Origin of the sequence: Spiroplasma endosymbiont of Lonchoptera lutea (assembly GCF_964019715.1) — a bacterium.
Classification (GTDB): domain Bacteria; phylum Bacillota_I; class Bacilli_A; order Mycoplasmatales; family Nriv7; genus Nriv7.
In genome coordinates, this window is sequence record NZ_OZ026463.1 from 1039237 (window position 1) to 1059513 (window position 20277).

Annotated in this window: 23 protein-coding genes and 4 pseudogenes; 12 read left to right on the top strand and 15 right to left on the bottom strand. The window is 25.4% G+C overall.

Annotated features, from left to right (window positions below):
- Positions 1–81 precede the first annotated feature (81 nt).
- The 6 genes and pseudogenes from thrS to AACK97_RS05915 all read right to left on the bottom strand — a co-directional run.
- Positions 82–2013, bottom strand: coding sequence for a threonine--tRNA ligase (gene thrS, locus AACK97_RS05890; RefSeq protein ID WP_338967310.1), 1932 nt, complete (start codon positions 2011–2013; stop codon positions 82–84).
- Positions 2014–2075: 62 nt separating this feature from the next.
- Positions 2076–3512, bottom strand: a complete 1437-nt coding sequence (gene pyk / locus AACK97_RS05895; protein WP_338967313.1) for a pyruvate kinase — start codon at positions 3510–3512, stop codon at positions 2076–2078.
- Positions 3513–3711: 199 nt separating this feature from the next.
- Positions 3712–3855, bottom strand: a complete 144-nt coding sequence (locus tag AACK97_RS05900) for a hypothetical protein (RefSeq protein WP_338967315.1) — start codon at positions 3853–3855, stop codon at positions 3712–3714.
- A 150-nt stretch (positions 3856–4005) separates the two neighbouring features.
- Positions 4006–4614: pseudogene (locus AACK97_RS05905) on the bottom strand (IS30 family transposase); the annotation flags it as partial.
- 32 nt (positions 4615–4646) lie between these two features.
- Entirely contained in the window at positions 4647–5591 is a 945-nt protein-coding gene (locus tag AACK97_RS05910) for an IS30 family transposase (protein ID WP_338967318.1), read from the bottom strand.
- 85 nt (positions 5592–5676) lie between these two features.
- A pseudogene (locus tag AACK97_RS05915) lies at positions 5677–5973 on the bottom strand (helix-turn-helix domain-containing protein); the annotation flags it as partial.
- Between the two features lie 343 nt (positions 5974–6316).
- Between AACK97_RS05915 and AACK97_RS05920 the strand changes: the two are divergent.
- The 11 genes and pseudogenes from AACK97_RS05920 (at position 6317) to rpmB (ending at position 12249) form a co-directional block, all read left to right on the top strand.
- A complete protein-coding gene (locus AACK97_RS05920) occupies positions 6317–6643 on the top strand; it encodes a hypothetical protein (protein WP_338967320.1) in 327 nt (108 codons plus the stop codon).
- Positions 6644–6645: 2 nt separating this feature from the next.
- Positions 6646–6867, top strand: a complete 222-nt coding sequence (locus AACK97_RS05925) for a hypothetical protein (RefSeq protein WP_338967322.1) — start codon at positions 6646–6648, stop codon at positions 6865–6867.
- Positions 6868–7027: 160 nt separating this feature from the next.
- Positions 7028–7258, top strand: a complete 231-nt coding sequence (locus AACK97_RS05930; RefSeq protein WP_338967324.1) for a hypothetical protein — start codon at positions 7028–7030, stop codon at positions 7256–7258.
- 165 nt (positions 7259–7423) lie between these two features.
- On the top strand, positions 7424–7669 hold the full coding sequence (locus tag AACK97_RS05935) for a hypothetical protein (protein ID WP_338967326.1): 246 nt from the start codon (positions 7424–7426) through the stop codon (positions 7667–7669).
- A 24-nt stretch (positions 7670–7693) separates the two neighbouring features.
- Positions 7694–8647: a hypothetical protein gene (locus AACK97_RS05940; protein WP_338967329.1), complete on the top strand. Its 954-nt coding sequence runs from the start codon at positions 7694–7696 to the stop codon at positions 8645–8647.
- Between the two features lie 6 nt (positions 8648–8653).
- On the top strand, positions 8654–8971 hold the full coding sequence (locus AACK97_RS05945) for a hypothetical protein (RefSeq protein ID WP_338967331.1): 318 nt from the start codon (positions 8654–8656) through the stop codon (positions 8969–8971).
- Positions 8972–8977: 6 nt separating this feature from the next.
- Positions 8978–9226, top strand: coding sequence for a hypothetical protein (locus AACK97_RS05950; RefSeq protein WP_215826579.1), 249 nt, complete (start codon positions 8978–8980; stop codon positions 9224–9226).
- 177 nt (positions 9227–9403) lie between these two features.
- Complete coding sequence (locus AACK97_RS05955) at positions 9404–10348, top strand: IS30 family transposase (protein ID WP_338966714.1); 945 nt, start codon at positions 9404–9406, stop codon at positions 10346–10348.
- A 28-nt stretch (positions 10349–10376) separates the two neighbouring features.
- Positions 10377–11030 (top strand): annotated as a pseudogene (locus AACK97_RS05960) (IS30 family transposase); the annotation flags it as partial.
- 28 nt (positions 11031–11058) lie between these two features.
- Positions 11059–11712, top strand: a pseudogene (locus tag AACK97_RS05965) (IS30 family transposase); the annotation flags it as partial.
- A 348-nt stretch (positions 11713–12060) separates the two neighbouring features.
- Complete coding sequence (gene rpmB / locus AACK97_RS05970) at positions 12061–12249, top strand: 50S ribosomal protein L28 (protein WP_338967333.1); 189 nt, start codon at positions 12061–12063, stop codon at positions 12247–12249.
- A 37-nt stretch (positions 12250–12286) separates the two neighbouring features.
- Here rpmB and AACK97_RS05975 read toward each other — a convergent pair whose 3' ends face one another.
- The 9 genes from AACK97_RS05975 to rsmD form a co-directional block, all read right to left on the bottom strand.
- A complete protein-coding gene (locus AACK97_RS05975) occupies positions 12287–13231 on the bottom strand; it encodes an IS30 family transposase (RefSeq protein ID WP_338966714.1) in 945 nt (314 codons plus the stop codon).
- A 287-nt stretch (positions 13232–13518) separates the two neighbouring features.
- Positions 13519–14463 (bottom strand): IS30 family transposase, encoded by a 945-nt coding sequence (locus tag AACK97_RS05980; protein ID WP_338966714.1) that lies wholly within the window; start codon positions 14461–14463, stop codon positions 13519–13521.
- Positions 14464–14624: 161 nt separating this feature from the next.
- Entirely contained in the window at positions 14625–15047 is a 423-nt protein-coding gene (locus AACK97_RS05985) for a hypothetical protein (RefSeq protein ID WP_338967336.1), read from the bottom strand.
- A complete protein-coding gene (gene rpe, locus AACK97_RS05990) occupies positions 15040–15708 on the bottom strand; it encodes a ribulose-phosphate 3-epimerase (protein WP_338967337.1) in 669 nt (222 codons plus the stop codon). The genes AACK97_RS05985 and rpe overlap by 8 nt, the downstream gene beginning before the upstream one ends.
- 3 nt (positions 15709–15711) lie before the next feature.
- Positions 15712–16599 (bottom strand): ribosome small subunit-dependent GTPase A, encoded by an 888-nt coding sequence (gene rsgA / locus AACK97_RS05995; protein WP_338967339.1) that lies wholly within the window; start codon positions 16597–16599, stop codon positions 15712–15714.
- Positions 16587–17615: a protein kinase domain-containing protein gene (locus AACK97_RS06000; protein WP_338967341.1), complete on the bottom strand. Its 1029-nt coding sequence runs from the start codon at positions 17613–17615 to the stop codon at positions 16587–16589. The genes rsgA and AACK97_RS06000 overlap by 13 nt, the downstream gene beginning before the upstream one ends.
- 13 nt (positions 17616–17628) lie before the next feature.
- Positions 17629–18360, bottom strand: a complete 732-nt coding sequence (locus AACK97_RS06005; RefSeq protein ID WP_338967343.1) for a protein phosphatase 2C domain-containing protein — start codon at positions 18358–18360, stop codon at positions 17629–17631.
- Between the two features lie 86 nt (positions 18361–18446).
- Complete coding sequence (gene gmk / locus AACK97_RS06010) at positions 18447–19016, bottom strand: guanylate kinase (protein ID WP_338967345.1); 570 nt, start codon at positions 19014–19016, stop codon at positions 18447–18449.
- A 21-nt stretch (positions 19017–19037) separates the two neighbouring features.
- Positions 19038–19607, bottom strand: a complete 570-nt coding sequence (gene rsmD, locus AACK97_RS06015; RefSeq protein ID WP_338967347.1) for a 16S rRNA (guanine(966)-N(2))-methyltransferase RsmD — start codon at positions 19605–19607, stop codon at positions 19038–19040.
- An 82-nt stretch (positions 19608–19689) separates the two neighbouring features.
- Here rsmD and def point away from each other — a divergent pair, with 82 nt between their 5' ends.
- Positions 19690–20268, top strand: a complete 579-nt coding sequence (def, locus tag AACK97_RS06020) for a peptide deformylase (protein WP_338967349.1) — start codon at positions 19690–19692, stop codon at positions 20266–20268.
- The last annotated feature ends 9 nt before the right edge of the window (positions 20269–20277 follow it).

A 20277-nucleotide genomic window follows, 5' to 3' on the forward strand; every position in this document is an offset into this window, starting at 1 on the left:
AATTCAGGAATAATAAAATTTTTCGGTTAATTTACTATTGTTTGAATTATTACCAATTTTAAGATGCCAAACATTCATTAATTATTTTTTGTTTACTATTAATTCATTACATAAATTAATAAACTCATCAATCGTAACTGTTACTTGTTCTTCTTTACCATATTGACGATAAGTAATCTTTTTAGTAGCAATTTCTTTTTGACCGATAACAATTTGGAAAGGTATTTTTTTAGTTTGCGCAATACGAATTTTATAACCTAACCGTTCACTACTAGCATCAACAAATGACCGTAAATTATGGGTTTTAAATAGTTTTTCTAATTCATAACAATATGCTTGATGCTCTTCTTTAATAGGAATTAAAGTAATTTGTTTAGGACTTAACCATAGTGGTAAAACTCCACCTGTTTGTTCTAATAAGACAGCTATAAAGCGTTCATAAGTGCCAATTAAACCACGATGAATAATAACAGGGCGAACTTCTTGTCCATTCTCATCTTGATAAGATAAATCAAATTTTTCTGGTAGTAAAAAGTCCAACTGAATCGTTGAAACCGTAATATCGTGTCCTAACACCGTTTTAATTTGAATATCTAATTTCGGACCATAAAAAGCTGCTTCGCCAATCATTACAATATATTTAATTTTTAATTCATCTAAGGCTTCTTTTAAAACTTTTTCAGCTTTAATTCACATTTCATCATTATCATAATAATTTTTTTTATCTTGAAAATCTCTTAATGATAATGAATAGTAATCAACTTCAATATTTAATGCTAACAATATTTCACTAATTAATTTAAATGTTGTTTGAAATTCAGTTTTTATTTGATCAAAACGACAAAAAATATGAGCATCAGTCAATTCCATTGCTCGAACGCGCTCTAAACCAGTTAAAGCGCCACTAGCTTCATAACGATATAATAATTCGTGCTCAGCAAATCGTAATGGCAAATCACGATAAGAGCGTAATTTATAACAATAAATTAAACAATGATGTGGACACGACATCGGACGAAGCACAAGTTGCTCATTATTCAATGGCATAACCGGAAACATATTCTGTTGATAATGATCTCAATGACCACTAGTACGATATAATTCTATTGCTCCCATTACTGGTGTTGCGACTTCTAAATAGTCATAAAAGAACTCTTGTGAACGCAAATACTCTTGTAATTGTTTTTTAAGAATCATTCCATTAGGCAATCAAATTGGTAATCCTTGACCTGCTAATGAATCAAACATAAAAATTTCTAAATCTTTGCCAATTTTTCGATGATCTCGTTCTTTTCTTAAAGCAATTAATGCTAACAAGGTTGCTAATTTTTCTTGTGAAAAATGACAAACACCATAAATTCTTTGAATTTGCTTATTGTTAGCATCATTATTTCAATAAACTCCAGCAAGTGATGAAAGCATAAAATTTTCAACAATTTTAGTATTATCTAAAGCAATAAAATTATTAATGAAAGAACTGTTATCAACAGTATATATACCAACAATATCTTTAAGTGTTAAAAGTTTTTCTAAAAAATAAGGATTATTTTCATATAATCGTTGTAAATCGTGCGGTGATTTTAACTCATATTTAATTTCTAAGTCTTTTTTAAGAAATTCTTGCATTTGCTTAGTAATAATCTCTAAATCTTGTTCTTTAATGCGGGTTTGAAAATCAAAATCAACAAAAAAACCTTCATCACCAACATTAATATTGGCAATTAATAAACCCTTTCAATTAGTTTGTAATGTTTTTGCTAAAACAATAGCTGCTGAATAATTAAGTACTTTTAATGCCTCATCTAAATCTTTTGTAATTATCTCTAATATAATATCATTTTCTAAAACATAAGTTTTAATATCTTTTCATTCATTATTAACTTTAACAGCAATAATATTTTCTTGTCAATTAGCATCAATACTTGTTAAAACATCACTAAGCATTATTCCTAATGGATACGATTTATTTTCATTATTAATTTTTACAGTAACAATTTGTTCCATTGCCGACATATCCTTTCTAGCGAAAAAGACGTTCATTAGCAAATTGAACGTCTTTAACTCTGTTAATGCAATTATTTTATTTGTAATTTTCTCATTTCATTACCATTAACAATTAAAACTTGTTCATTAGTTTTAGCACCATATTTTCTAGCAATATTATTTAATAAATTATCATCATTAATTACTTTATTAATATCCATAACTAATTCTGGATAAACACCATACCAAATCCCAAAACTATTTCTAATTCTTTCATCAGTAACTAATGGGATTAATGTACTGCGAACACGAGCATTAGATAAAGTTTTAGTTAATAATTGATGATCACTATCATCTAAAACAATTACTTGATGAATTCGTTTTTGCTTTTGAATTTTTTCACCAAGAACCTCTTTACCAACTTGATAAACAAAATCTTTAAAAGGTGAAGTTGATCATTTAATAAATCTTTCTAAATAACCTTCATATCAAAAATGAATTTCTGCTTTTCTAACGACTCTCGTCATTGCTTCAATTGATTTTTCAGGATACTCACCATTAGCTGTTTCGCCAGATAACATTGTTGTATCCACACCTAAATCAACTGCTCAATAAATATCTGATACTTCAGCTCTTGTTGGCAAAGGATTAGATAACATTGATTCTAACATTTGCGTAGCGACAATTACTGGCACCATTGCTTTATTACATTTACGAATAACATGTTTTTGAATTAAAGGCACCTCAGCATAAGGCACATCAACACCTAAATCACCACGAGCAACCATAATACCATCACTATTAGCAATAATTTCATCAATATTATCAACAGCATATCGTGATTCAATTTTGGCAATAATTTTAATATCAGCACCACCATTTTCATCTAACAATTGACGCATCTCTTGTAAATCTTTAGCATCATGAACAAAAGAAGCAGCTACATAATCTACTTTTTGCTCACATCCAAAAATAAGATCGGCACGATCTTTGTCAGAAATAAAAGGTAATGACAGTTTAATTCCCGAAACAATAATCGCACGATGATTTTTGACAAGATGAGTATTAACAGCGCGACAAATAATTGACTTATCATCATCTTTATTATTAATTCCTAAAACAATTAACTGTAACTTACCATCATCTACTAATAATCTTTGTTCAACTTGAATATCATTAACAAGATTTTCATAATTAATTGAAAATTCCGTTTCCGTACCTTCAATTTCTTTATTCGTATAAACAATAACCCTACTATCTTTTCTTATTAACGCCTCACCATCTTTAAAAGAGTGAGTTCTAATTTCTGGACCTTTAGTGTCTAATATTAGTGATAGTGGTCTTTGTACTTGTTGAATAATAGATTTAGCAAACTCAACACGCTTACCATGTTCTTCAAAATCACCGTGAGAAAAGTTTAAACGATATACATTTGCTCCCTTTTGTGCTAAACGAAGCATCAAATCTCTGGTTTCACTAGCCGGACCAATTGTCGTAATGGTTTTTACTCTTTTATTTATAAAAAGCATTTATTTTAATCCTCGTTTCTATTTTTGTAAATAACAGTTTAATTTTAACATAAAAACACATTTTAAATTAATTTGTTAATTGTAAAGAAAGTAAATTCAATTATTTCTTTTATTAATTATATCAAATATTCTTAATAAACAATAAAATTTAAAAAATAAGTCTTATTATTCAATATCAATAAATACCCATTCATTTTTTCTAATTTAAAAATGTCTGCATTGTAATTTCTAACCCTTCCTTTAATAAATCGTGATTTAAAACAACATAAATTCTATCATCAATTATCTTGTAAGATGAAATTCAAAATGAGTCCATTGAAAACTTATATGTTTTATTACTCAATAATCATTAATTCCTTTTGTAAAATTTGCGAAATAATTTGAAAAATCTGAAACTTTTGATTACTACTATCTAATAATTCCTGATTTATATATGCTCCTTCCAATTTACTTTTAATATTACCTGAATTGTAAATATAAATGGGACAGTTTTTTAAAATAATTGTATTAAATCTATTGGTCTTTTATAAGATAATGATTTTCTGGGTGTAGAATTAATTTGAAATGCTATAGAATTTAAGTCTTTTTGTTTATATGAAGATAAATCAGTAGATTTTGGTAAATATCTTCTTAAAATACCATTATTGTTCTCATTTAAACCTCTTTGACAAGGTTTGCCGGCATCTGCAAAATAAATTTTAACATTACAATTTTTTTCAATTAATTTTCATTTACTAAATTCTTTACCACGATCAAAAGTAATAGTTTTAATTGTTCCTGGTATTAATTTTAAAATAAATTTTATTATACTTTGTGTAATACTTTCTGCTTTATGATTTTTAGTTTTCAAAGGAATTGTGGTTTTTGATCATATATCAGCTAAAGTAATAATAGAACTTTTATGATCTTTACCAACGATAGTATCTCCCTCTAAATGGCCAAATTCTTGTATATTTTTAATATTTGGAATGATTAAATTTCTTTCATGAATAGATTTACAATTATTAATTCTGCCCCTAGTTTCTTTTTGTTTATGAGGTTTATTTTTGCCTTTTCTCAATAAATTTTTTTCATCAAAACCCATTCGATTTGTTTTAAAGATGCCTGAATTGTAAATATAAATGGGACAGTTTTTTAAAATAATTGTATTAAATCTATTGGTCTTTTATAAGATAATGATTTTCTGGGTGTAGAATTAATTTGAAATGTTATAGAATTTAAGTCTTTTTGTTTATATGAAGATAAATCAGTAGATTTTGGTAAATATCTTCTTAAAATACCATTATTGTTCTCATTTAAACCTCTTTGACAAGGTTTTCCGGCATCTGCAAAATAAATTTTAACATTACAATTTTTTTCAATTAATTTTCATTTACTAAATTCTTTACCACGATCAAAAGTAATAGTTTTAATTGTTCCTGGTATTAATTTTGAAATAAATTTTATTATACTTTGTGTAATACTTTCTGCTTTATGATTTTTAGTTTTCAAAGGAATTGTGGTTTTTGATCATATATCAGCTAAAGTAATAATAGAACTTTTATGATCTTTACCAACGATAGTATCTCCCTCTAAATGGCCAAATTCTTGTATATTTTTAATATTTGGAATGATTAAATTTCTTTCATGAATAGATTTACAATTATTAATTCTGCCCCTAGTTTCTTTTTGTTTATGAGGTTTATTTTTGCCTTTTCTCAATAAATTTTTTTCATCAAAACCCATTCGATTTGTTTTAAACATGTTATATAAAGTTTTTGTTGAAATATTTTTTATTTTATTTTTCTTTAAAAAATCAGCAATTATATCAAGAGCATAATTTTTAGTAATTAACAAATGATTGATAGTATTAATTTCTGTTAAAGTTAAAATTATTAATTTTCTACCTGCATTTTGTTTATTTTTTTGAACTTGATTCAATATTTCTAATGGTAATAAGTTTTGATTTAATAATTTACAAACTCTGTGTACAGTTGATTTACTATAATCAATTGCTTTTGCTATTTTACGAATAGAAAATCCATAACTTTTATATTCTTTTATTGCTATTATTGATTCAATAGTCAGATACTTATACATTGTGCTAATTCCTTTCTTTTCTTAATTATAGAATTAACACAATTTGTTTTTTATATAAGTGTCCTTTTTAATTTTACATTTCAGGTTTCTTTAAAAAATCAGCAATTATATCAAGAGCATAATTTTTAGTAATTAACAAATGATTGATAGTATTAATTTCTGTTAAAGTTAAAATTATTAATTTTCTACCTGCATTTTGTTTATTTTTTTGAACTTGATTCAATATTTCTAATGGTAATAAGTTTTGATTTAATAATTTACAAACTCTGTGTACAGTTGATTTACTATAATCAATTGCTTTTGCTATTTTACGAATAGAAAATCCATAACTTTTATATTCTTTTATTGCTATTATTGATTCAATAGTCAGATACTTATACATTGTGCTAATTCCTTTCTTTTCTTAATTATAGAATTAACACAATTTGTTTTTTATATAAGTGTCCTTTTTAATTTTACATTTCAGGAAAAAATGAATGGGTGGATTTCCTAAAAATATACACGCTATTAAATTAGTTCCAAGGGTAGGATGCGAATGTTAAAGTGTAGAAATTTCTATATAGGGGATATGCTAAGTTTAAAATTATTAAAATCTTTATCTAAAAAAATTTAATAACAAAGCTTGTTAAACACTTAAATCTACGATATATAAGTGTTTAAAAAACTGAGTCAACTAACTTAGTTAATATAACTAAGTTTATAACTAATAAGAAAGGTAATTTATTATGAAAAACATTGAAAACATTTTCTTAAATACTAAAAAATATCTCTTAAAAGAAACACAAAACGCAATGTTTATTAAAGCACCAAAAATTCCGTGATTTAATAAACAAATCGGCATTTGGTTTCCAAAGCGATTTGTTTATAAAGGAAAATATGAAAATTCTATTTGCATCGGAATAATAAAAGATAGTAAATATCAAATAATTTCAATTAATCAAAAAGAAAATGAAACCAAATTAATTAAGGGGCAAGAATTATTAAGCTTTTTCATTGCCGAAAAAGAAAACAACAAAAAAGATATAAATTATAACTATTTTAAAGGAGCTTAAAAATGAATATCACAATTGGACTAATATTTATTATTATCAGCATAATGCTATCGGCATATTTTGCTTATAAAATTTATACCAAAATAAAAATTAGAATTAAATATAAAAATGCCATTAAAAATAATACTGGTAATTTTACAAAAGACGAAAAAGTGTTTATTGCTCGCTTTGAAGAATGAGTTAAAGCTCCTAATTCAAAAGAAAATAACGAGGATGAAAAATAATGTTTTGAGAAATTATTATGGAGTTCTTAAAACTGTTTGTTCCGATAGAAAAAATGCCTGCACAAATTACGTTTATTGCCGGATTAATTATTATCATTACTTTTCCGCATTAATCTCAATTATGTATTTACCAATAAAAATGATTTTTGGGAGATAAAAAATGACAATAAATTTAAAAGAATTTAATTGAGAACAAATTAAACAAACTTTCTGAGATTTATTTATTCAAATTACAATTATTCCGGCTCATATTACTGGTGGCAAAGAAATTAAATTAATAGAAGCACCACTTTGACTTTTAATAGCAAACATTGCTTTTTGATTATTAACAGCGATTATTGTGTGATTTATTCTAATGCTACTTTGAAAAACCATATCAGTATTTAGATAGAAGCGAAATTAATGTCAAGAAGTTACATTGTGATGCATTCCCAAAGAAATTCAAAATTAATTAGAAAAAAATACAATCGTGTTAAGGTTAATCGTGGTTTTAACAAATTTAAGAAAAACTTTGAATATAAATGATGAGTGCTTTAAAAAGAAAGGGGGTGATTATATGATTGGAACTTTCTTGGCCGATGCACCAGTAACAGTAGAAAAAATAACAGCTAGTGACGCGATGACTAAATTATGAAATGCAATTATAACTGCGTTTACTAAAATGTGAGAAATTATTGCTGTTAATATGCCACAAGTCGGTAACTTCTTTGCTGACTACTGAATCTTCATTTTTCCATTTATTTTGGCAATATTCTTTATTTGCTTTAAAATGTTTAAAAAACTACTTGGAGCAGTACGCTAATAAAAAAATAAAGTGAGGTGCAAGATGAAATTTTGCAAATGAATAATAGAAAAAAATAACCATTTTATTGAATTAAATCGCACCTCATTTTTAATTTTATGACATTGAGGAACAATTTGATATATTTACAACGGTTATTTTAAAAACATTGTGAGCTATTTATTTTTAGCAGGTTGTATTTTAATTTTCCTTTTTGTTATTAATTTCTTAAAAAACTCACCATTAAATATTGTTATTGGTTCATTAGGAACTGGAAAAACTGCCTTTCTAGTATACGCCTCAAAATTACTAAAAAAGAAAAAATATCATATCGCATCAACATTTCCATTACTAGAAACCCAAAAATTAAGTTTAGGACATATGGGGTTGTTAGACTTTGATTATCCGGTATTGCCAGACAAAACCTTACTTTTGTGAGATGAAACCAATTTATTTTTAGAAGGAACTGATTGAGAAAAAAATAATACCAAAAACGAAGAAACCGGTATTCAAGAATATTTCGCTCTAGCACGGCATTTTGGTCATATTGTCCTCGCTAGCGGTCAAAGAGATAAACATATTTGAGTTAAAGTTCGTGATATTGCCAACAATGTGATTGTGGGAATTCGCAAAAAATCAGTTAATATTTTTCGCCCCTACTTAAAAGTTATTTATGGCGCCTTTACGAGCATTGAAGAATATGAACGCTGACGAAACACCTTAATTGATGCTAAAAATAGTAAAAAGGGTCGTCGCATTAAATATCGTGATATTCCTGAACTTGATATTTATTTTTTTAAACTAAAAATTCCTCTGCCAATATTAAACACTTACAATTCTTTTTACCTAGCGTTTTTAAGAGATTACTTAAATTCAAAAGTAAATCCTGACTATGAAGATAAATACTATACTGACACAGCAATTGATTTAGAAGATTTAGAATACTTAAAAATGGATAAATTTAGCAAATTTTTAAGAAAAATGAAAGAAAAGGAATAATAAAAAATGGAAAATCTCGCAAAAATGGCCGACTTTTTGGCCCAAATGCTTTATAAAGTTTTTGATCTAATTTGAAGTCTTGAAGTACCGGGAACGAATATTCAACTAATATTTCCTTTATTCTTAACACTAGCTGTAGAATTTCTTATGGCAATTATTCTTGGATTTGGTAGTCAACAAGTTAATTTAGAAAGGCAACGCCGATACGCCGTTAAAAATAGTGGTCGTTTGAGTGCTTGAGGAAAAGTTAAAAAACAAATACAACCAATAAATCCAAACAAAATTAATTGAAAACAAAGAAATAAAAAAAACAAAACAAGGTAACTAACGATGTTTAAACTAATCATTATTTTTATCTTAATAACCGTTCTTGGACTTTTGGCTGGTAGTCATTTTGAAACTTTAACTAACTATATTAGCGAAGGCCTTGCCAATTTCCAAAAATTTATTACTAGCAATTTAACAATTTTAGAACTATTTAAACCAATGGCTCGGACATTTTCTCAACATCCAATCTTTACCATTCTTGGTGTTACTTGTGTACTTATTGCTTTATTTATTGTGATTAAAGGACGGTAAAAAATATGAAAGGAGAATTAAAATGAAAAAACTTTTAAGAAAATTATTTAAAAAAGATAATTCAAAAGAAAAAATGCCGTTAAAATTAAGAACCTGAAATGTAAAATTAAAAAGGACACTTATATAAAAAACAAATTGTGTTAATTCTATAATTAAGAAAAGAAAGGAATTAGCACAATGTATAAGTATCTGACTATTGAATCAATAATAGCAATAAAAGAATATAAAAGTTATGGATTTTCTATTCGTAAAATAGCAAAAGCAATTGATTATAGTAAATCAACTGTACACAGAGTTTGTAAATTATTAAATCAAAACTTATTACCATTAGAAATATTGAATCAAGTTCAAAAAAATAAACAAAATGCAGGTAGAAAATTAATAATTTTAACTTTAACAGAAATTAATACTATCAATCATTTGTTAATTACTAAAAATTATGCTCTTGATATAATTGCTGATTTTTTAAAGAAAAATAAAATAAAAAATATTTCAACAAAAACTTTATATAACATGTTTAAAACAAATCGAATGGGTTTTGATGAAAAAAATTTATTGAGAAAAGGCAAAAATAAACCTCATAAACAAAAAGAAACTAGGGGCAGAATTAATAATTGTAAATCTATTCATGAAAGAAATTTAATCATTCCAAATATTAAAAATATACAAGAATTTGGCCATTTAGAGGGAGATACTATCGTTGGTAAAGATCATAAAAGTTCTATTATTACTTTAGCTGATATATGATCAAAAACCACAATTCCTTTGAAAACTAAAAATCATAAAGCAGAAAGTATTACACAAAGTATAATAAAATTTATTTCAAAATTAATACCAGGAACAATTAAAACTATTACTTTTGATCGTGGTAAAGAATTTAGTAAATGAAAATTAATTGAAAAAAATTGTAATGTTAAAATTTATTTTGCAGATGCCGGAAAACCTTGTCAAAGAGGTTTAAATGAGAACAATAATGGTATTTTAAGAAGATATTTACCAAAATCTACTGATTTATCTTCATATAAACAAAAAGACTTAAATTCTATAGCATTTCAAATTAATTCTACACCCAGAAAATCATTATCTTATAAAAGACCAATAGATTTAATACAATTATTTTAAAAAACTGTCCCATTTATATTTACAATTCAGGAAAAATAAAATAAAAAATATTTCAACAAAAACTTTATATAACATGTTTAAAACAAATCGAATGGGTTTTGATGAAAAAAATTTATTGAGAAAAGGCAAAAATAAACCTCATAAACAAAAAGAAACTAGGGGCAGAATTAATAATTGTAAATCTATTCATGAAAGAAATTTAATCATTCCAAATATTAAAAATATACAAGAATTTGGCCATTTAGAGGGAGATACTATCGTTGGTAAAGATCATAAAAGTTCTATTATTACTTTAGCTGATATATGATCAAAAACCACAATTCCTTTAAAAACTAAAAATCATAAAGCAGAAAGTATTACACAAAGTATAATAAAATTTATTTCAAAATTAATACCAGGAACAATTAAAACTATTACTTTTGATCGTGGTAAAGAATTTAGTAAATTAAAATTAATTGAAAAAAATTGTAATGTTAAAATTTATTTTGCAGATGCCGGAAAACCTTGTCAAAGAGGTTTAAATGAGAACAATAATGGTATTTTAAGAAGATATTTACCAAAATCTACTGATTTATCTTCATATAAACAAAAAGACTTAAATTCTATAGCATTTCAAATTAATTCTACACCCAGAAAATCATTATCTTATAAAAGACCAATAGATTTAATACAATTATTTTAAAAAACTGTCCCATTTATATTTACAATTCAGGAAAAATAAAATAAAAAATATTTCAACAAAAACTTTATATAACATGTTTAAAACAAATCGAATGGGTTTTGATGAAAAAAATTTATTGAGAAAAGGCAAAAATAAACCTCATAAACAAAAAGAAACTAGGGGCAGAATTAATAATTGTAAATCTATTCATGAAAGAAATTTAATCATTCCAAATATTAAAAATATACAAGAATTTGGCCATTTAGAGGGAGATACTATCGTTGGTAAAGATCATAAAAGTTCTATTATTACTTTAGCTGATATATGATCAAAAACCACAATTCCTTTGAAAACTAAAAATCATAAAGCAGAAAGTATTACACAAAGTATAATAAAATTTATTTCAAAATTAATACCAGGAACAATTAAAACTATTACTTTTGATCGTGGTAAAGAATTTAGTAAATGAAAATTAATTGAAAAAAATTGTAATGTTAAAATTTATTTTGCAGATGCCGGCAAACCTTGTCAAAGAGGTTTAAATAAGAACAATAATGGTATTTTAAGAAGATATTTACCAAAATCTACTGATTTATCTTCATATAAACAAAAAGACTTAAATTCTATAGCATTTCAAATTAATTCTACACCCAGAAAATCATTATCTTATAAAAGACCAATAGATTTAATACAATTATTTTAAAAAACTGTCCCATTTATATTTACAATTCAGGATTGCAAAACGAAACAAATTGCTATAGCTAATAGGATGTTATCTATTAACTGGTAAACTTCTTTTGGTTATGGCGACCACCCACAATTTATCGTGCTTTAATACATACCAACATTATTAACTCACTTGTATTTAATTTTCAAAGAACAAATTTTTAACACCTTATAAAATAAAAAGACAATCATTGCTGACTGCCTTAATACTTATTCAAACCTTTTCCCACCTAACAAAACTTTATGCGTCCTTTTAATTGTTGAAAAGCTCAATAAGTATGATATTATTATTGTTGTGATATTGATTTTATAAAGGAGAACTAAAATGTCAAGAAAATGTGAAATAACTGGTAAAAGTGTTCTGTCTGGTAATAAGCGTTCTCATGCCATGAATGCATCAAGAAGAAAATGAAATGTTAATTTACAAACTGTAAAAGTGGAAATTGATGGCCAAGTAAAAAAAGTTAAAATGTCAACTCGTGCTTTAAGAACATTAAAACGCAAAGGAATTTAATACTACCCTGAATTGTAAATATAAATGGGACAGTTTTTTAAAATAATTGTATTAAATCTATTGGTCTTTTATAAGATAATGATTTTCTGGGTGTAGAATTAATTTGAAATGCTATAGAATTTAAGTCTTTTTGTTTATATGAAGATAAATCAGTAGATTTTGGTAAATATCTTCTTAAAATACCATTATTGTTCTCATTTAAACCTCTTTGACAAGGTTTGCCGGCATCTGCAAAATAAATTTTAACATTACAATTTTTTTCAATTAATTTTCATTTACTAAATTCTTTACCACGATCAAAAGTAATAGTTTTAATTGTTCCTGGTATTAATTTTGAAATAAATTTTATTATACTTTGTGTAATACTTTCTGCTTTATGATTTTTAGTTTTCAAAGGAATTGTGGTTTTTGATCATATATCAGCTAAAGTAATAATAGAACTTTTATGATCTTTACCAACGATAGTATCTCCCTCTAAATGGCCAAATTCTTGTATATTTTTAATATTTGGAATGATTAAATTTCTTTCATGAATAGATTTACAATTATTAATTCTGCCCCTAGTTTCTTTTTGTTTATGAGGTTTATTTTTGCCTTTTCTCAATAAATTTTTTTCATCAAAACCCATTCGATTTGTTTTAAACATGTTATATAAAGTTTTTGTTGAAATATTTTTTATTTTATTTTTCTTTAAAAAATCAGCAATTATATCAAGAGCATAATTTTTAGTAATTAACAAATGATTGATAGTATTAATTTCTGTTAAAGTTAAAATTATTAATTTTCTACCTGCATTTTGTTTATTTTTTTGAACTTGATTCAATATTTCTAATGGTAATAAGTTTTGATTTAATAATTTACAAACTCTGTGTACAGTTGATTTACTATAATCAATTGCTTTTGCTATTTTACGAATAGAAAATCCATAACTTTTATATTCTTTTATTGCTATTATTGATTCAATAGTCAGATACTTATACATTGTGCTAATTCCTTTCTTTTCTTAATTATAGAATTAACACAATTTGTTTTTTATATAAGTGTCCTTTTTAATTTTACATTTCAGGTTTCATAAAAAAAATGACTAAATAATATTAGTCATTTTTTTCATATTCTTTACTAATTGTTAAAATACCACAACCTTGTTTAATATTAATTTCCCCTCTAAGAGCTTCTAATTCATTACTAATAAAATAATTATCATATGGTTTTAATTCATAATTTTCATTTAAAGGATACCTGAATTGTAAATATAAATGGGACAGTTTTTTAAAATAATTGTATTAAATCTATTGGTCTTTTATAAGATAATGATTTTCTGGGTGTAGAATTAATTTGAAATGCTATAGAATTTAAGTCTTTTTGTTTATATGAAGATAAATCAGTAGATTTTGGTAAATATCTTCTTAAAATACCATTATTGTTCTCATTTAAACCTCTTTGACAAGGTTTGCCGGCATCTGCAAAATAAATTTTAACATTACAATTTTTTTCAATTAATTTTCATTTACTAAATTCTTTACCACGATCAAAAGTAATAGTTTTAATTGTTCCTGGTATTAATTTTGAAATAAATTTTATTATACTTTGTGTAATACTTTCTGCTTTATGATTTTTAGTTTTCAAAGGAATTGTGGTTTTTGATCATATATCAGCTAAAGTAATAATAGAACTTTTATGATCTTTACCAACGATAGTATCTCCCTCTAAATGGCCAAATTCTTGTATATTTTTAATATTTGGAATGATTAAATTTCTTTCATGAATAGATTTACAATTATTAATTCTGCCCCTAGTTTCTTTTTGTTTATGAGGTTTATTTTTGCCTTTTCTCAATAAATTTTTTTCATCAAAACCCATTCGATTTGTTTTAAACATGTTATATAAAGTTTTTGTTGAAATATTTTTTATTTTATTTTTCTTTAAAAAATCAGCAATTATATCAAGAGCATAATTTTTAGTAATTAACAAATGATTGATAGTATTAATTTCTGTTAAAGTTAAAATTATTAATTTTCTACCTGCATTTTGTTTATTTTTTTGAACTTGATTCAATATTTCTAATGGTAATAAGTTTTGATTTAATAATTTACAAACTCTGTGTACAGTTGATTTACTATAATCAATTGCTTTTGCTATTTTACGAATAGAAAATCCATAACTTTTATATTCTTTTATTGCTATTATTGATTCAATAGTCAGATACTTATACATTGTGCTAATTCCTTTCTTTTCTTAATTATAGAATTAACACAATTTGTTTTTTATATAAGTGTCCTTTTTAATTTTACATTTCAGGATAAAACCTTTTAAATTTAATTTAGTATCCATCAACGGTAAAAAATCAAAATAACGATATTCAAGATATTCAGTTTTTAAAAAAATGTGGGGGTATTAATAAATTTTAAAATATTCGTTTCATTATATATTTCTAAATTATAATCATGATACTTAATTAATAAGTTAATCAAACCATAAATCATTCCTCAACGATGCCCACTAACTATTAGTTTAATACTAGTAGCCTGCATTGCAATCGCTTTTTTAATAGCATATTCGCTATCTAAAATATCTTTATCTTGTGGTAATATTTCAATATTTTTAACATGCTTTTTTATTATTTCTAACTGTTCCTTACTAGTGTGGTCAAAATCAGCACAAGCTAAAACAATCGGATAATTTTCATTAATTAGCTTTATGGCTCCTTGTTCAACAGCAATAAATTGACAATCTTTTCACTTTGATAAATCAATATTAATATTTTGACAAACAATAACAAAACAATTTTGCTTAATCATTTTTTAATTCCTTAACTGCCTGTTTCATATGTAAATGTTGCATTAAATAACTACCAACAACAACAACATCAGCCCCTTGCTTTTGACATAATTTAGCAATATCATTATTAATACCACCATCAACTTGAATTAAACAATGATAGTTATTAATAACAATTTTGGTTTTTAAATTTTTAATCTTATCTAACGATGCCATTATAAATTTTTGTCCGCCCTTACCAGGAACCACACTCATTAAAAGAACAGCATCTAATTGTTCTAAATATGGTTCTAATACTTCAATTGGTGTTGTTGGATTTAAAGCTAAAGCCTTTTTAATTTTATTATCTTGACAAAAACTAATGAATTCTTTTATTTGCTCTGGTGTTAATGCTTCATAATGCATCGTAATACTACTAGCTTTAGCTTCAATATATGGCATTAAATATCTTGCCATATTACAATTAACTTTTACCATCAAATGACAATCAATAAAAATATCAAAATATTTAGTAATATCTTGTAATATTTTAGCTCCAAAACTTAAATTATTAACAAAATTACCATCCATAACATCATAATGGATTCAATCAATATTTGCTTCTTGCAACTGTTGTAATTGCTTTTTTAAACACAAATAATTAGCATCTAAAATACTAGCAGCAATAATAAGTTTTTTCATTATTTAGTACCTTCCTTTTTCTTGTAATTGTTTTTGTTCTAAAACTTTAATATAATCATCATAAATAAATTGAGGAATATCTTTATTAATTAATGCTTGTTTAACACCACATTTTGGTTCTTTTCAATGTCGGCATTGCCGATAATGACAATTAACAAGAAATTTTTTAAAGAACCGGAATGAACTCGCTATTTCTGATAATGATATATCATTCAACGAAAATGATGAAAATCCTGGTGAATCAATAATTCTAATATTATTTGCCATAATTATTAATTCATTATGTGTTGTCGTATGTTTACCACGATTTAAAGCATTAGATATTTCTTGCGTTCTAATTTTAAGTTGTGGATCTAACATATTTAAAATTGAAGACTTCCCAGCCCCAGTTTGACCACTTAAAATTGAAATCTTATCAGTTGTAACTTCCTTTAACTTTTCTCATTGATTACTTGACTGACTAATCGATAAAGTTAAACATTCATAACCTAATTTTTTATAACTAGAAATATAATCATAAACCTTATCACCAGACAATAACAAGTCGACTTTAGTAAAAACTAAAACTACTGCCAAACTGTGAGCTTCAACTCATATTAAGTACTTATTAAGTAAAAAACTACTAAAATTAGGTTGTTTTAAAGCACTAACAATAATAACTTGATCAATGTTGCTTACTGCTGGTCGCATTAATTGATTTTTTCGGGGGTGAATTTCAATAATTGTTGCTTGCTTTTCTTGTTCATTAATAACTTCAATAGTTACAACATCACCAACAAGAATTCTTTGATTAGATAATCTTAAAGCTCCTCTTGTTTGACAATGATAAATTTCATTATTGATAATAACATTACAAAACTCACTAATAACACGAATGACTAAACCAATCATATACTATAAAATACCAATAATAAGAAAACAAGAAAAATAAAACTAGTAATAATAGCAATCATCATTAGAAACTTAGGAGTTAAAAAATATGACATTAATTGCTCACGATTTTTAATAAATATCTTTTGCTTTCGGTTATCGCGTGTTAAAACAATGCAATTTTTCAATTTTAAAGGTTTTATTTTAGCATTACTAATAGCTTGTAATGCTTTAATATCTTGACTTAACGCCTTAATACTTTGATATCTTTCCTCACAATTTTTAGCCGTTGATTTAATAATAATGTTTTCCAATGCTTGTGAAATATTTGGATTAATCCCTCTTGCACTTGGCAACGGTTCTCTAACTTGCTTTACCGCTACTAATGTTGGATTTTGACCATTAAAAGGACAAGAACCAGTTAACAATTCAAATAACACAATTCCTAATGAGTAAATATCACTACGATGATCAATTTGTAATGACTGGACAGTTTCTGGCGATATATATTTTGCTGTTCCTACAATTTTACTTGTTGTTGTCTTATCATCATCAGTAATAATTGCAATTCCAAAATCAGATACTTTAATCTTACCATCAAAAGATATTAAAATATTTTCTGGTTTTAAATCACGATGAACAATATTTCCTTGATGGGCAACAGTGACACCATCTAAAATGCTTTGAAAAATCTGTAAACATTCTTTAATTGATAATGGTCCAGTTCGTAATAATCGATCTTTTAATGTATAACCTTCAACTAATTCTAAAACAATACATCAGCGGTTATCTTGCTCAAAAACATCATAAACTTCCACAACATTATCATGACGAATTCTCGTTGTTGCTTCCACTTCTTTATAAAATTTCTTTAAAACTTGTGAATTATTAGCTGCTTGTTGATTTAAAATCTTAATCGCTACAATCCGATTTAAAAAACTATCATTAGCCCGATAAACATCTGCCATCCCGCCACTAGCAATTTTATTAATTATTTGATATCGTTGTTGTAAAATAATACCATTTTCTATTTGCATCCGTCATAACTCCTTACTTAATCTCAACAATGAGAATTGTTAAATTATCAGTTGAAACATTATCTAATGCCAAATCAACTAGACTCTTAGCTTTTTGTGACAACTTATTATTACTCTGTAAAATATCAATCATTTCATAATTTTCTAAATAATCATGCAATCCATCAGTAGTTAACATAAAAGTTATACCTTTAATATTGCTAACTAAGAAAGTATCAATTTGCAATTTTTTATTTGGTCCTAAAGCACTAGTTAATGCCTTTCACAATGTTTTTTCAATATTAGCATTAGTTTTATTATTATGTAACATATTAAGAACATTATGATCAGTTGTTAATTGCTGAAAATTTTGTTGATAAAACTCATAAATTCGCGAATCACCAATATTTAATAAATAAGCTTTGTTATTAGTTATTAATATTAAAGAAACAGTAGTTCCCATATCAGTTAACTGTGGATATTCCTTAACATAATTAACCATTGATTCTTGCACAAATATTGTCGCCTGCCGAAGTCAGTTATTAATTTCATAATCACCAAAATTACTAAAGTCAGTTTTAACAAATAAGCTAACATATAAATTAACAGCCATTCAACTAGCAGTTTCACCACCATTATGTCCTCCTAAACCATCACAAACAATACCAAAATATTGCCCATATTCATTTTTTACAAATTGAGCTGCATCTTGATTATTAGCACGAAACTGACCAATATCACTATTAAAATGGAAACTAACTTTCATATCAAGTCATCCTTTATTTTCCTAATAAGATAATTATATCGTAAATTAGTAAGAAAAAATCTAAGGAAGGATTTTTCCTTAGATTTTTAATTTTTATTAGCATTAATTTCATTCATAATAATAGTTCTAATTTCTGAAACAGTTTGTTGTAAATTATCATTAACAATAACATATTTATATTTATTAGTAATATTCATTTCCCTTTTAGCTTTTAATAATCGTTTCTGAACAATATCTTCCGACTCACTTCGACGCGCAATAATTCTTCTAGTTAATTCTTCAAAACTAGGGGGTAAAATAAAAAATGATATCGCATCTGGTCTTTTTGCTAATACTTGTAACGCTCCTTGAACCTCAATTTCCAAAACAACATTTTTACCTTGTGATAATAATTTATCAACATATTTTTCTGGTGTCCCATAATAATTATCAACAAATTTAGCATATTCTAATAACTCATTATTAGCAATTTTCTCTTGAAAAAAATTTTCATTAACAAAAAAATAATCCTTTTCATTTAATTCATTACTTCTTGGTTTTCTTGTTGTCATTGAAATAGAATAAACTAAATTTAAATTTTGGTCTTTAAATAATTCTTCTCTAATTGTTCCTTTACCAACCCCACTAGGTCCAGAAAGAATAATTAATAATCCCATTTTTTTATTCATTTTAAGATATTACTTCCGTTCCATAGTGTAGCGATAAAAATATAAGAATATTTTACCATATTTCTTCATTGTTAATAATTCTAAATGCTTATAATTAATATCTAATGCAATATTAGATTCAAGAATAATAATACCATAGTTATTAACAATATTTTGTGCCAATAAATATTCTATTGTTTCATAATAATAACTAATTTCTTTATACGGTGGATTAATAAAAACTAAATCAATTTTAATATTATTATTAACTAAAAACTTTAAACATAACAAATATGATAAGTTAGTAATCATATAATTATGATCGGCAACTTTTAAATTAACAATATTTTTTTTTAAATATTCTAATGCTTGCGAATCATAATCATTAAAATAACAATAACTAATGTTTCTTGATAATGCTTCAAGACCAATACTGCCACTACCAGCAAAAAGATCTAATGCCACTTTATTTTCATAATAAAAATAATTATTTAAAACATTAAAAAGATTCTCTCTAACTCTACTTAAAATTGGTCTTGTTGTTGTACTTTGTTGACTAATAAGATTTTTTTTATAATATTTTCCTGCAATAATTTTCATTTTCTCACCTATAAATAATATATTAATTATACTAAAAACTTATGCTATAATCTATAAAAATAAGCAAAATAAGGAGTAAATTATGTACCAAGACAACAATCCTAGCAATGAATGATTAGTTAAAGATAATAACATTAAATTACGCGAAAAATGTCAACCTGTATTATTTCCAATATCAAAAAATGATGAATTAATAATGCAAAAACTAATTGATTTTGTTATTACTTCCCAAAATGAAACATTAAACGCATCACTAAAACTAATTCCTGCTGTGGGATTAGCAGCCCCACAAATTGGTTGTAATAAGCAAATGTATTACATTCATATTGAACAAATTGATAAAAATAATCAAAAAACTATCATTCAACATGCCTTAATTAATTCTAAAATTACAGCTCATAGTGAACAAATTATTGCTTTAAAAAGTGGCGAAGGTTGTTTAAGCGTTGATAATCATCATGAAGGGTTTGTTCCGCGTTATTTTAAAGTTATTGTTACTGGTTATGATTATTTAAAGAAAAAAAATGTTACAATTACTGCTCGTGGCTATGAAGCAATTGTTTTTCAACACGAACAAAAACATTTAGAAGGTATTTTATACTATGACCTAATTGATAAAAATGAACCTTGAAAAAAGAATGACAATTGGTTATACTTATAAGCGAAGTAC